Annotated in this window: 10 protein-coding genes; 3 read left to right on the top strand and 7 right to left on the bottom strand. The window is 65.3% G+C overall.

Going from position 1 to position 12,260, the window contains the following annotated elements; translation table 11 throughout:
- Nucleotides 1-24 precede the first annotated feature (24 nt).
- From AC2JAJ_RS14380 to ychF, 3 genes are all read right to left on the bottom strand, one after another.
- Nucleotides 25-1,713 (bottom strand): peptide ABC transporter substrate-binding protein, encoded by a 1,689-nt coding sequence (locus tag AC2JAJ_RS14380; RefSeq protein ID WP_486415387.1) that lies wholly within the window; start codon nucleotides 1,711-1,713, stop codon nucleotides 25-27.
- Nucleotides 1,714-2,001: 288 nt separating this feature from the next.
- Nucleotides 2,002-3,762 carry an ABC transporter family substrate-binding protein gene (locus tag AC2JAJ_RS14375; RefSeq protein WP_486415388.1) on the bottom strand — a complete coding sequence of 587 codons (1,761 nt, stop codon included), beginning with the start codon at nucleotides 3,760-3,762 and terminating at the stop codon, nucleotides 2,002-2,004.
- An 86-nt stretch (nucleotides 3,763-3,848) separates the two neighbouring features.
- A complete protein-coding gene (gene ychF / locus AC2JAJ_RS14370) occupies nucleotides 3,849-4,934 on the bottom strand; it encodes a redox-regulated ATPase YchF (RefSeq protein WP_221386571.1) in 1,086 nt (361 codons plus the stop codon).
- Between the two features lie 90 nt (nucleotides 4,935-5,024).
- On the opposite strand from ychF, the gene AC2JAJ_RS14365 reads away from it, so the two are divergent.
- Complete coding sequence (locus tag AC2JAJ_RS14365) at nucleotides 5,025-6,269, top strand: DNA recombination protein RmuC (RefSeq protein WP_486415389.1); 1,245 nt, start codon at nucleotides 5,025-5,027, stop codon at nucleotides 6,267-6,269.
- 76 nt (nucleotides 6,270-6,345) lie between these two features.
- Here the strand turns inward: AC2JAJ_RS14365 and AC2JAJ_RS14360 are convergent, their stop codons facing one another.
- Both AC2JAJ_RS14360 and AC2JAJ_RS14355 read right to left on the bottom strand, forming a co-directional pair.
- Nucleotides 6,346-7,425 carry a 4-hydroxy-3-methylbut-2-enyl diphosphate reductase gene (locus tag AC2JAJ_RS14360; RefSeq protein ID WP_221386569.1) on the bottom strand — a complete coding sequence of 360 codons (1,080 nt, stop codon included), beginning with the start codon at nucleotides 7,423-7,425 and terminating at the stop codon, nucleotides 6,346-6,348.
- A 9-nt stretch (nucleotides 7,426-7,434) separates the two neighbouring features.
- A complete protein-coding gene (locus tag AC2JAJ_RS14355) occupies nucleotides 7,435-8,286 on the bottom strand; it encodes a hypothetical protein (RefSeq protein WP_486415390.1) in 852 nt (283 codons plus the stop codon).
- 162 nt (nucleotides 8,287-8,448) lie between these two features.
- On the opposite strand from AC2JAJ_RS14355, the gene xseA reads away from it, so the two are divergent.
- Together xseA and AC2JAJ_RS14345 are read left to right on the top strand one after the other, a co-directional pair.
- On the top strand, nucleotides 8,449-9,783 hold the full coding sequence (gene xseA, locus AC2JAJ_RS14350) for an exodeoxyribonuclease VII large subunit (protein ID WP_501053171.1): 1,335 nt from the start codon (nucleotides 8,449-8,451) through the stop codon (nucleotides 9,781-9,783).
- Nucleotides 9,780-9,998, top strand: coding sequence for an exodeoxyribonuclease VII small subunit (locus AC2JAJ_RS14345; RefSeq protein WP_221386566.1), 219 nt, complete (start codon nucleotides 9,780-9,782; stop codon nucleotides 9,996-9,998). Before xseA ends, AC2JAJ_RS14345 begins: the two co-directional genes overlap by 4 nt.
- Before the next feature lie 34 nt (nucleotides 9,999-10,032).
- Here AC2JAJ_RS14345 and AC2JAJ_RS14340 read toward each other — a convergent pair whose 3' ends face one another.
- Together AC2JAJ_RS14340 and AC2JAJ_RS14335 are read right to left on the bottom strand one after the other, a co-directional pair.
- Nucleotides 10,033-10,887 (bottom strand): polyphosphate kinase 2 family protein, encoded by an 855-nt coding sequence (locus AC2JAJ_RS14340; protein ID WP_473696740.1) that lies wholly within the window; start codon nucleotides 10,885-10,887, stop codon nucleotides 10,033-10,035.
- 52 nt (nucleotides 10,888-10,939) lie between these two features.
- The gene (locus AC2JAJ_RS14335) at nucleotides 10,940-12,160 is read right to left on the bottom strand and encodes a pyridoxal phosphate-dependent aminotransferase (protein WP_221386564.1); all 1,221 of its coding nucleotides are present in this window, start codon (nucleotides 12,158-12,160) and stop codon (nucleotides 10,940-10,942) included.
- Nucleotides 12,161-12,260 lie beyond the last annotated feature (100 nt).

Below are 12,260 nucleotides of genomic sequence, written 5' to 3'. Positions count from 1 at the left end.
CTGTCGGCAAGTTAGATCTGGTGACTACTTGGCGGTGATGCCGTAGTAGAGAATTTCACCGTTCCAGCCGGTCTCGGCCTTCACGACGTTGTTGCTCCACACGATCGGGCGTGCCTGGTCCCAGAGCGGCAGTCCGGGAAGGTCCTGGAACAGGATTTCCTGCGCCTGGTTGAACTTGGTGTTGGCCTCGTCCGTGCTCTTGGCGGCCAGGCCCTCCTTGAGGAGCTTGTCGAACTCGGGGTTCGAGTACTTCTCGTAGTTGGAGGATGCGCCCGTGGCCCAGACCGGCCCCAGGAAGTTGTACAGCGACGGGTAGTCGCCCTGCCAGCCGGCGCGGGTCAGGCCCGGCAGCTGCTGGGACTTGCGCAGGTTCAGGACCTCTGCGAACTTGGCGAACGGCTGGATTTCAGCCTGGATGCCGAGGTTGTTCTTGAAGCCGTTGGCCACGGCGTCGATCCATTCCTTGTTGCCGCCGTCAGTGTTGGAGGCAATCTGGAGCGGCTTGGAGTTGTCGTACGGCTGGATCTTGTCAGCCTGCGCCCACAGGTCCTTCGCCTTGGCAGCGTCGAACTTCAGGACCTCGCTGCCCTTGATGCCTTCCTTGAAGCCATCGATGACCGGCGGAGCGTAGGCCTTGGCCGGGGTGCGGGTGCCGTTGAAGACCACCTTCGCGATTTCCTCGCGGTTGATGGCATAGGACAGTGCCTGGCGGCGCAGCTTGCCGGCTTCACCCTGGAAGTTCGGGTTGTAGCCCGGGATGTTCAGGGTGGAGTTAGTGGCTACCGGCTTGGTGGCGTTGCGGTCCGGGAAATCGTTGACGTAGGTCTTCAGCGCGTTGGACGGCAGGACGTCCGTGATGTCCAGGTTGTCCGACTGCAGGTCGGTGTATGCGGGGCCCGGGTCAGTGTAGAACTTGAACGTCACGCCGCCGTTCTTTGCGGGGCGGGTGCCCTTGTAGTCAGCGTTCTTGACCAGCGAGATGGACTGGTCGTGGACCCAGGAACCCTGCTTCTCGAACTTGTAGGGTCCGTTGCCGACGGGGTTTTCGCCGTAGGTCTTGGGGTCTGCCAGTGCTGCGGAAGGCAGCGGATAGAAGGCGGAGTAGCCCAGGCGCAGAGACCAGTCCGCTTCAGGCTGGGCCAGCTTGACGGTGATGGTGGAATCATCCGTGGCCTGCAGGCCGGTCATGGTTTCTGCCTTGGGCGCCGGGGTGCTGGTGGACTTGCCGCTGGCGTCGGTGGACTTGGTGACAGCCGAAACGTCCTCGTAGCCGGCGATGGATTCGAAGAAGAATCCGTTGTTCTGCAGGTTCTTGGAGTTGGCGGCGAAGTTCCATGAATCCACGAAGGTCTTGGCGGTGATCGCCTCACCATTGGTGAACTTCTGGCCCTGCTTGACCTTGATGGTCCAGTTCTGTGCGTCGGATGACTCGATGGATTCAGCAAGCGCGTTGACTGCCTTGCCGTTCGCATCGTAGCTGCGGAGGCCTTCGAAAAGCAGGTTTACGACGCGGCCGCCGTAGACCTCGTTGGTGTTTGCCGGCAGCAACGGATTTTGTGGTTCGTTGCTGTAGGCGGTGATGACCTTGTTCGGGTCGCCGGCAGCATTGCTGGCCCCGTCGGTGCTGCCGCCGCCGCCGGCGCCGCACCCGGTCAGGGCAAGCGCGGCGGCCGCCACGATGCCCAGTGCTTTGGAAGTGCGCGTAAAACGCATTCCGCCTCCTATGAGTTGTGGGAGATGTAACGGGAATTGTGCTTCCCCGCAGGTCAGACGCAGTTGTGCCCTGTGACGTGGCCTACATGTACGAGTAGCCTAACCGCACGAAGTCCAGATACTGGTACTCCGTTGCCAAACCGTGACCGGCGCGGTGAAGTGCCGTGGCCAGCTGACGGAAGTTATGCACGTCACATGCTACTCGCCGGTAGCCGGAACGGCGAATCGGATGCGTGAACGTTCCCGCGACGGGCCGGAACCTCCCCTTCCCGGGGGTTTAGCTGGCTGCTAAGCGAGCCGCCAATCCCAAACGTTCCACCACAGCCCGAGTGGACCCGCGCTCGTCTTCACGCCCGCTACCCGCGGACTGAAGGCGGTGGTTCCCGGCGTCTGGTACAGCGGCAGCCCGTAGGCGTCTTCCCATACCTGTTTGTCGATGTCAGCCAGCAGTTCGTCCTGTTTGCCGAGGTCCGTGGTGGTGGCCAGCTGTTCCATGATTCTGTCGGCGTCGGGATCCGAAAAGCCGGTGAAGTTGCTGCCCGCCCCGGTCCGGAAAATCTGCGGAATCCGGCTGACACCCGCGGCTGTCCCGATCCATCCCGAGATAACGGCGTCGTACCCGCCCCGGGTCTGCGATGCCGCCCAGTCCGCACTGGCCTGTCCGGCGTCGACCACCTGGAAGCCTGCCTTGGCCGCCGCGTCGCGGAGCAGGGCAAATGCCTTGGCCCGGTTGGGATTGTCCCGGTTGTAGAGGACCCGGATGGTGGGCGTGGCGCCATTCAGGAGCTTCCTGGCGGCCTCGAGGTCCACCTTCGCGTAATTCGAGGAGCCGTTGTTCCTGACCGTTTCGTCGTATTTGGGTTGTCCCGGCAGAAACACGTGCGAGTCCAGCGGTTTGGCGTCGGGCACTTGGCCGCCCACCACGGCGTCCACGATCTCCTGCCGCGGAATGGTCTTAAGGAATGCTTCGCGGACATCCTTATCCGTGAAGGGGCCGGAAAAGTTGAGATCCAGGTGGTCGTAGCCGGACTGCCTGTACCGCTCCACGGTGATGCCCTGCGCGGCCAGGGCGGTGAGCAGGTCGTCGTTTGCAGCGGAAGGCTGCGGCGAGATGATGTCCGCCTGCCCGTTGCGGATGGCGTCAACCGCGGCCGGCACTCCCCCGGTGAACCGGACGTTGATTTCATCCAGCCACGGCTCCTGTCCCCACACGTAGTCGCGGTTCCGGACCAGTTTCATGGAGACTTCCGGGACGATGTCACGGACGATGTACGGGCCGCTGGAGAGGTAGAGGGCCGGATCGTCGGGGATGGTCTTTGCATCGAACCCGGTGTTCCAGAAGTCGCTGACCTTCTTCAGGTCCGGGCGGGTCACCGGCTTTTCCGGGTTGCCGCGCGGCGTGTCCTTCAGCAGTTTGACCAGGTCTTCCTCGTCGTTCAGCCCGCTCTTGGCGGCGACGACGTGGGCAGGCATGCCGACGTCGAAGGCCACCTCCCAGTCCGCGTAGGGTGCGGAGTATTCAAGGGTGATGGAGCGGCCGTCTCCCCCAAGTTCCGGAAACACGGTGCCGCCCAGGCCGCTGGTGTCCGACGCAACCGAAAAGTACTTGGTGCCCGTGCCGGCGGCAGGGTCGACGTCGTCAAAATAGCCCGACCCGGCCGCCCAGGCCAGCAGGAGGTCCGCAGCCCCGATGGGTGCCCCGTCGGACCACTTGACGCCCTCGTTGACGGTGTACTTCACCTTAAGCGGCTGGTCGGAGACCTTCTCGTAGTGCCCGAACTTGTCGTTCCGCACCACTTTGGAGCTGTCATCGAGGAAGAAGAAGCCCGAATGGGTGGCGGCGCTGATCTTGGAGTTGATATCGGTGTTGCCACCAGCGCTGTACGGGTTGAACGAGGAGAAGGCGTTGACCTCTGCCACCGTCACGCTGCCGCCGCGTTTGGCCTCCCCCACCACCACGGACGGGGCGCTGCCGCCCGAACAGCCGGAAAGAACCAGGGCAGCCGCCAACGCGGCAACGAGCAACTTCATCAGACGCCGGACCGGCATGCCGCCTCCTAGTGTTTTCCCTCTCCGGAGGGGACGGGGTCGCCACCATGCACGCCCTACAGAGTCAGGATAAGCCGTTCGGGCCCTTAGACGTTGAAGCGGAACTCCACCACGTCGCCGTCGGCCATGACGTATTCCTTGCCTTCGATCCGGACCTTGCCGCGGGACTTGGCTTCGGCCATGGAACCGGCGTCGACAAGGTCCTCGAAGGAGACAACTTCTGCTTTGATGAAGCCGCGCTGGAAGTCGGAGTGGATGACGCCCGCTGCCTGGGGGGCCGTGTCGCCCTGCCGGATGGTCCAGGCCCGTGCTTCCTTGGGTCCGGCCGTGAGATAGGTCTGCAGGCCCAGGGTGTGGAAGCCGACGCGGGCGAGCTGGTCCAGGCCGGATTCGTCCTGGCCGTTCATTTCCAGCATCTCGCGGGCTTCTTCCTCGTCCAGTTCCACGAGGTCCGCTTCGAGTTTCGCGTCAAGGAAGATGCAGTCTGCCGGCGCCACGAGGGCGCGCAGTTCCTCCTGCTTTTCCGGGCTGCCCAGGATGGCTTCGTCGGCGTTGAACACGTAGATGAACGGCTTGGCCGTCAGCAGGCCCAGTTCCTTGAGGTGTTCCATCTCCAGCTTGTCGCTCTTGATGGCGGAGTAGATCGTATCGCCGCGCTCCAGCACTGCCTGGGCGGCCTTGATGGCGGCGAGTTCGGCAGCCTCCCGCTTCTTGATCTTGACCTCTTTTTCGATCCGCGGGATCGCCTTTTCGATGGTCTGCAGGTCGGCGAGGATCAGCTCGGTGTTGATGGTCTCCATGTCGGAGCGGGGGTCAACCTTGCCGTCCACGTGGATGACGTCGGGGTCATCGAAGACCCGGACCACTTCGGCGATGGCTTCTGCCTCACGGATGTTGGCCAGGAACTGGTTGCCCAGCCCTTCCCCCTCGGAGGCGCCCTTGACGATGCCGGCGATGTCAACGAAGGAGACGGCGGCGGGCAGGACCCGCTGCGAGCCGAAGATCCCGGCGAGCTTCTGGAGCCGCGGGTCCGGGAGGTTCACGACGCCCACGTTCGGTTCGATGGTGGCGAACGGGTAGTTCGCGGCCAGCACCTGGTTGCGGGTGAGCGCGTTGAAGAGGGTTGATTTGCCGACGTTGGGCAGTCCGACGATGCCAATAGTAAGAGCCACGAGGATTCATTCTACCCGCCGCGCCCCTGGAGGCAGTACCGGAGAATGTCACTGCCGGTGATTGTCAGGGCCCCGTGCAACAGTGAAGGCATGGATGCATTTGCGTTGATTCTGGCCCTTTTCATGCTGCTGCTCGGTGCCCTCGCCGGTGCCGCTGCCACCTACTTTTCGCTGCGCAGGAACTCTCGTGCCCTGGAGGCTGACTTCGATGAGGTTTCGTCCCGGCTCTCCGAGGTGAACGCCCAGTTGGCAGCGGCCGACGCCGAGCGGCGGCTTTTGGCGGCACAGAACCGCGAGCTGGGCGAAGCACGGTCGCAGGACGGCAGTGTGCTGCGCGCGCTGGCCCCCGTGGCGGAGAAGCTTTCAGCGGTACAGCAGCAGGTGGCACTGCTGGAGCGCGACCGGGTGGAACAGTACGGCCAGCTCGCGCAGCAGCTGCAGGAGGCCAGGCTGTCTGACGAACAGCTCATCAGGTCCACGCACGCCCTCGAGTCGGCGCTGCGGTCCAACAGTGCCCGCGGCCAGTGGGGCGAGGTCCAGCTGCGCCGCGTGGTGGAGGCCTCCGGAATGCTGCGGCACGTCGATTTCGTGGAGCAAGTGCACAGTGCAGGAGGCGACACCTCCGTGCGTCCCGACCTGGTGGTCCAGCTTCCCGGCGAGAAGCAGATTGTGGTTGATGCCAAGGTGCCCCTGGCCTCGTACCTGGAAGCCCAGGACATGGGGGCTGCCGCTGCCCATGCCGGACCGCCATCCGGTGGGGACCGGCCCGGGCCGCTGTCCGCGCAGGACCGCAGGACGCAGCAGGCGCTGCTGGCCCAACATGCCAAGGCCCTCCGGTCCCACGTGGATTCGCTCGGCAACAAGAAGTACTGGGACATCCCGGGCAACTCCCCCGAACTGGTGGTCTGCTTCATTCCGGCCGAGTCCATCCTTGCCGCGGCATTGGAGGCCGATGCCGGCCTCCTGGACCACGCCCTGTCCAGGAACGTGGTCCTGGCGTCCCCGGGCACCCTCCTGGCAGTGCTGAAGTCCGTCGCCTTCACTTGGCGCCAGGACGTGCTGACGGACAGCGCGCGGGAGTTGTTCGAGCTTGCCCGGCAGCTGTACGACCGCATGGGAACACTCGGTGAGAACGTCAGCAAGCTGGGATCCTCGCTGAAGACCTCCGTGGACCGCTACAACGCCATGGTGGGGACCCTGGAAGCACGCGTCCTGCCCACGGCCCGCAAGCTCAACACACTGGAGGAGTCCGGCCTGGTGACGCCCCCGGTAGTGGAAGTGACGCCCCGTGCGCTGGCGGCTCCGGAGCTCCAGGGCGGTGAGGAAGCCGCCTAGGAGAACATGGGTTGCAGCAGGGGCCGGGCAGTTGTTGGCTGCCCGGCCCCTGACGTTGCGGATGTGGTGGCTTGCCTTAGCTGCGGGGCCTGCGCCCTCCCAGTGCACGGCTGACGTCGCCGGCCTGCTTCAGGGTGGCCCGGAGCTCCTTCGGAAGGGAGAACAGCAGGTCTTCCTCGGCTGTGACCACTTCCTCCACAGTGCCGTAGCCGTAGTCGGCGAGCAGCCGCAGCACGTCCTGCACCAGGACCTCGGGAACGGAAGCTCCGGAGGTGACCCCCACCGTGGCCACGCCTTCAAACCAGGACTCGTCCACCTCGTTCGCAAAGTCAACGCGGTAGGACGCTTTGGCGCCGTACTCGAGGGCGACTTCCACCAGGCGGACCGAGTTCGAGGAGTTGGCCGAGCCCACCACGATCACGAGGTCTGCCTGCGGCGAGATCTTCTTGATGGCCACCTGGCGGTTGGTGGTGGCGTAGCAGATGTCGTCGCTGGGCGGGTCCTGCAACGTGGGGAACCGTTCCTTGAGCAGCCGCACCGTCTCCATCGTCTCGTCGACGCTGAGGGTGGTCTGTGAAAGCCAGATGACCTTTTCCGGGTCGCGCACGGTGACCTTGTCCACTTCGTGCGGGCCGTTGATGATCTGGATGTGCTCGGGAGCCTCGCCAGAGGTCCCTTCCACTTCCTCGTGGCCGTCGTGGCCGATCAGCAGGATATCGAAATCGTCCTTGGCAAAACGGACGGCTTCCTTGTGCACCTTGGTGACCAGCGGGCACGTGGCATCGATGGTGCGCAGCCCGCGGCTTTCGGCGGATTCCACTACTGCCGGGGAAACGCCGTGGGCGGAGAAGATCACCAAGGCGCCCTCGGGGACCTCATCTGTTTCGTCGACGAAGATGGCGCCTTTTTCCTCGAGCGAACTGACCACGTGGACGTTGTGCACGATCTGCTTGCGGACGTAGACCGGCGGCCCGTAGTGTTCCAGCGCCTTTTCAACCGCGATCACAGCCCGATCCACCCCGGCGCAGTACCCGCGGGGGGCGGCCAGCAGCACCTTCTTGGGTCCGTTGACCGGGGCTGCGGCGGCCACGTCCTCCGGCGAACGGCGCCTGCGGGGGATGGTGGGCATCGAAAGGGATACAGCCGAGGAGGTCATTGCTCCATGCTACCGGCTCGCCCGCGGCCGCATCCGGCGTGCGAACAACGTCACAATGCCCACCACCACCAGCACTCCCCCGCTGACCGCGGCGGCGGCGGTCCACGCCTGGAAGTCCGCGGCGGCAGCAGCAACGAATTCGTCACGGAACATGTTGGCCACGGCATTGCCCGTGTCGGCCGCCAGTGCCCGCGCCGCGCCCAGCTGTGCGCCGAAGGCCCACAGGGCTGCCAAAGCCAACGCCCCGGCCCCCGCGGCGAGAAGCACGGTTCCGCGGCGGCGTGCCGCGACGAGAGCCAGCAGGAAGGCGATGCCGGAACCCAGGGCCAGGATGTAACCCATGGGCGCGTATGTGGCCAGCTGTTCCGCCCACTGCCGCTGCGCTGGCTGGCCAACATTGATCAGCGTCTGCGCCGGCGGATCCAGGGGCAGGCCGGTGGCACGGGAGATCTCCCCGGAGCCAAGGACGACCAGCGGTGCGACGTCGAGGGTCAGCGTCGACGCGCCGGCGCCGCCGGTGGACTCCGCGCCCTGTTCCGGGAAGCTGAGGCGGTGGCTTCTGCGCAGCGTTTCCTCCCAGGCTGCCGGATAGCCGGGCAACCCGGTCAGCGACTCTGCCGCCTTCTCCAGCATTGGCTGGACCAACCCGGACAGGAAGCCCGGGACCGCTCCGGTGTCGATGGTTCCCACCGCGGCAGATGCGAGCTTTTTCTGGAACTCGGAGTCCTTGCCAAGCGGTGCCGCGAGCCGGACGAACCCGTCCTCCTGGACGATGGTCCGGTCCACCCACACGGCGGGAACCGCCACGGCGGCCAGGAGGAGGCCAAGCACGGTGGCAACGGCAGAAACGAAAGTGCGCACAGCAGGTCCTTTGGGGTTGGTGGCGGTAAAACCATCCTAGGCACGGTTGGTGGGCGGCCGCTGTCAGTCCCCCGTGCTACACGTTATGGATAAGGTTGATTGACCGCCCACAACAGTCGAAGGACGCCATGCCCGCAGTTCCAGCCCAGCAGGGGCAGCCGCATGTCTGAGCAGGCGTCACTTCCCGGCACCCCTCCCACTACCCTGCCCGCCACTGCCGCGGAGACCAGCCCGGACAACCCGTGGCCGCTGCAGTTGCTGTCCCAGAAGCTGAAGGCCCACATCGACCGGACCCCGTCCGCGTGGGTGGAGGGCCAGGTCATCGAGCTGAACCGCCGCGGCAGCAATGCCTACCTCACCCTTCGGGACGTGGACGCGGAGGTGTCCTTGCCGGCGTCGGTCTGGACCAAGGTGCTGGAACGGCAAAACCTTCCGCTGGAGCGCGGTTCGCGCGTGGTGGCGCTGCTGAAGCCGGAATTCTGGCTGAAGACTGGCCGGCTCAACATGCTGGTGCGTGACATCCGGCCGGTGGGCCTGGGAGACCTCCTGGCCCGGATCGAGCGGCTGCGCCAGGCCCTGGCTGCGGAAGGCCTGTTTGCCGACTCCCGCAAGAAGCCCCTGCCGCTGCTGCCGCACCGCATCGGCCTGATCACCGGCCGGGACTCGGATGCGAAAAAGGACATCCTGCGGAACGCTGCCCTGCGGTGGCCCGCTGTCGAGTTCGAAATCCGCGAAGTGGCCGTCCAGGGCAATACGGCGGTGGCGCAGGTTGTCCGCGCCCTGCGCGAGCTGGACGCGCGGCCGGAGGTGGATGTCATCGTCATCGCCCGTGGCGGAGGTGCGCTCGAAGACCTCCTGCCGTTCAACAGCGAAGACCTCATCCGGGCCGTTGCCGCAGCCACCACCCCGGTGGTAAGTGCCATCGGGCATGAGGCGGACCGGCCGCTGCTGGACGAGGTCGCGGACCTGCGTGCCTCCACCCCCACGGACGCCGCGAAGCGCATCGTCCCGGAAGTGTCCGAGGAACTCGCCGGGGTGCGGCAGGCACGGGAGCAGCTGCGCCGCTGCATGGAACGGCTGGTGGACCGCGAAGCGGACCGGCTGGCGTCCCTTCATTCCAGGCCGGTCATGGCGGCGCCGGAGGGATTGGTGACCGTCCGGGCGGAGGAAATCGAGCGGTTACTGCGGCGCTCCTCCGCGGCGGCGAACTCAACCGTGGTGCGTGCCGCCGACCAGCTGGAGCACCTGAAAGCCCAGGTCCGCGCACTCTCGCCGCAAAAGACGCTGGACCGGGGGTATGCCGTCGTCGAACTGGCCGGAGACCAGGCCGCCCGGATTGCCGAAGCCGGCCACGCCGTGGTGCGCCGCCCGGCCGAGGCACCGGCGGGGGCCGCCCTGTCGATCCGTGTGGCGGAAGGCCGCTTCGGCGCCACCTCCACCGGTGAGCTGCACCCAGGAAACCCAGACCATCACCAGGAAGTGGAAGAGAACGCATGACAGAACAGAAGCCCGGGTCCGACGTCGCAGCCCTCAGCTACGAGGAAGCCCGCGAGCAGCTCATCGCCGTGGTGGGACGGCTGGAGGCAGGCGGGGCGAGCCTTGAGGAATCCCTGGCCCTGTGGGAACGGGGGGAGGCCTTGGCTGCGCGCTGCGAGGAATGGCTGGAGGGCGCACGCAAGCGCCTGGCGGCCGCCCGTGACCAGCCGCTCTAAATCGTCAGCAGCACCGTCCCCAACAGTGCGTCGGTCAGGAGCGGGACACGAGTTTCCGTTCAGCGGCAACGTCGAATTCCGCCTTTGGCCACTTGAGGTTCATGCCTGACAGGGCGCCGAGCAGCAGCTGCTGGACAGCGATCCGGGCGAACCATTTCTTGTTGGCCGGAATGACGTGCCAGGGCGCGGCCGGCGTGCTCGTTTCCTCAATCGCGGCTTGGTAGGCGTCCATGTAGTCGTTCCAAAAGGCGCGCTCTTCCAGGTCGCCGTGGCTGTATTTCCAGTGCTTGGCGGGGTCGTCCAGCCGGGCCAGCAGCCGTTGCTTCTGCTCGTCCCCGCTGATGTGGAGCATCACCTTGACCACCGTGGTCCCGGAATCCCCAAGCCTGGCCTCAAATTCGTTGATGGCCGTATACCGCCGCTTGATCTCGTCCGGAGTGGCCCAGCCGTGGACCTTGTGGATCAGGACGTCCTCATAGTGGGAGCGGTCAAAGATGCCCATCATCCCTGCTGCCGGTACTTCCTTCTCGATCCGCCATAGGAAGTCGTAGGACTTCTCCTCGTCCGTGGGGGCCTTGAACGCCTTGAACTGGACGCCCTGCGGGTTCATTGCGGCCATCACGTGGTTGACGATGCCGCCCTTGCCTGCCGTGTCCATCGCCTGCAGGATCAGCAGGACCCGCTTCTTGCCGCCGAACCGGGATTCGGCGAACAGTTTTTCCTGCAGCCCGGACAGTTCGTCATCCATCTCCGCCAGCAGCAACTGGCCGTCGGCCTTGTTTCCGCTGTAACCGGGCGTCGAATCGGGATCCACCGCGGCCAGCGAGAACCCCTCGCCGGCACGAAGGGTTTCAGCCGGATCCTGGTCGAAGCCAACGATGCGGGCCATGGCAGTCCTTTCCCCAGAGGCACACGGACCCGGCGCGGCCCGTGAGCATAGGCTAGTTCCCCTGGTACCGGCTGAGGAAGTCCCCCATCCGGCCGATGGCCTCTTCGATGTCCTTGACATTGGGCAGCGTCACCATGCGGAAGTGGTCGGGGCGCACCCAGTTGAAGGCGCGGCCGTGGGAGACCAGGATCTTCTGCTCGCGAAGCAGGTCAAGGACAAACTTTTCGTCGTCACGGATGTGGAAGACCTCCGGGTCAAGGCGGGGGAAGAGGTAGAGGGCACCCCTCGCCTGCTGCGTGCTGACGCCGGGGATGGCGTTGAGCATGTCATACGCCTTGTTGCGCTGCTCCAGGAGGCGGCCGCCCGGGAGGATCAGGTCATTGATGCTCTGGTATCCGCCCAGTGCAGTCTGGATGGCATGCTGCGCGGGCACGTTGGCGCACAGGCGCATGTTGGCCAGGAGGTTGATGCCCTCAAGGTAGTCGGCAGCTTCCTTCTTCGGGCCCGAGATCGCCATCCAGCCGGCGCGGTAGCCGCACACCCGGTAGGCCTTGGACAATCCGCTGAAGGTCAGGCACAGGACATCGTCGCCGGTGAGCCCGGCCAGGTTCACGTGGACGGCGTCTTCGTACAGGATCTTCTCGTAGATCTCGTCCGCGAAAATCACCAGGCCATGCTTCTCGGCAAGGGCCACGATCCGCCTCAGCGTGGCTTCCGGGTAAACGGCGCCGGTGGGATTGTTCGGGTTGATGACCACGATCCCCTTGGTGCGCGGGGTGATCTTCGCTTCCATGTCCTCGAGGTCCGGCTGCCAGCCCGAATCCTCGTCGCACAGGTAGTGGACCGGCCTGCCGCCGGCCAGCGCCACGGACGCGGTCCACAGCGGGTAGTCCGGGGTGGGGATCAGGACCTCGTCGCCGTCGTCCAGCAGCGCCATCAGGGACATGGTGATCAGCTCGCTGACGCCGTTGCCCAGGTAGATGTCGTCAACATGGATGTTCTGGATGCCGCGGGTCTGGTAATACTGCGAGACTGCGGTGCGGGCGGAGAAGATCCCGCGCGAATCGCTGTAGCCCTGCGCGTGCGGCAGGTGGCGGATCATGTCCACGAGGATGGCGTCCGGCGCTTCAAACCCGAACGGCGCGGGGTTGCCGATGTTCAGTTTCAGGATCCGGTGACCCTCCGCCTCCATTTGCTGGGCGGCCTGGAGGATCGGTCCACGAATGTCATACAGGACGTTGTTGAGCTTGGTGGACTGCCGGAATTCTGCCATCCCTCAAATATGCCACAGGAAGGATGGACGGCCGTTGAGACCTCCGCCACACGGACGACGGCGGCTGCCGGACCTTTGCAAGTCCGGCAGCCGCCGTCGT

Source organism: Arthrobacter sp. MOO21 (assembly GCF_057369995.2).
This window is presented reverse-complemented; position numbering and strand designations above follow the sequence as displayed.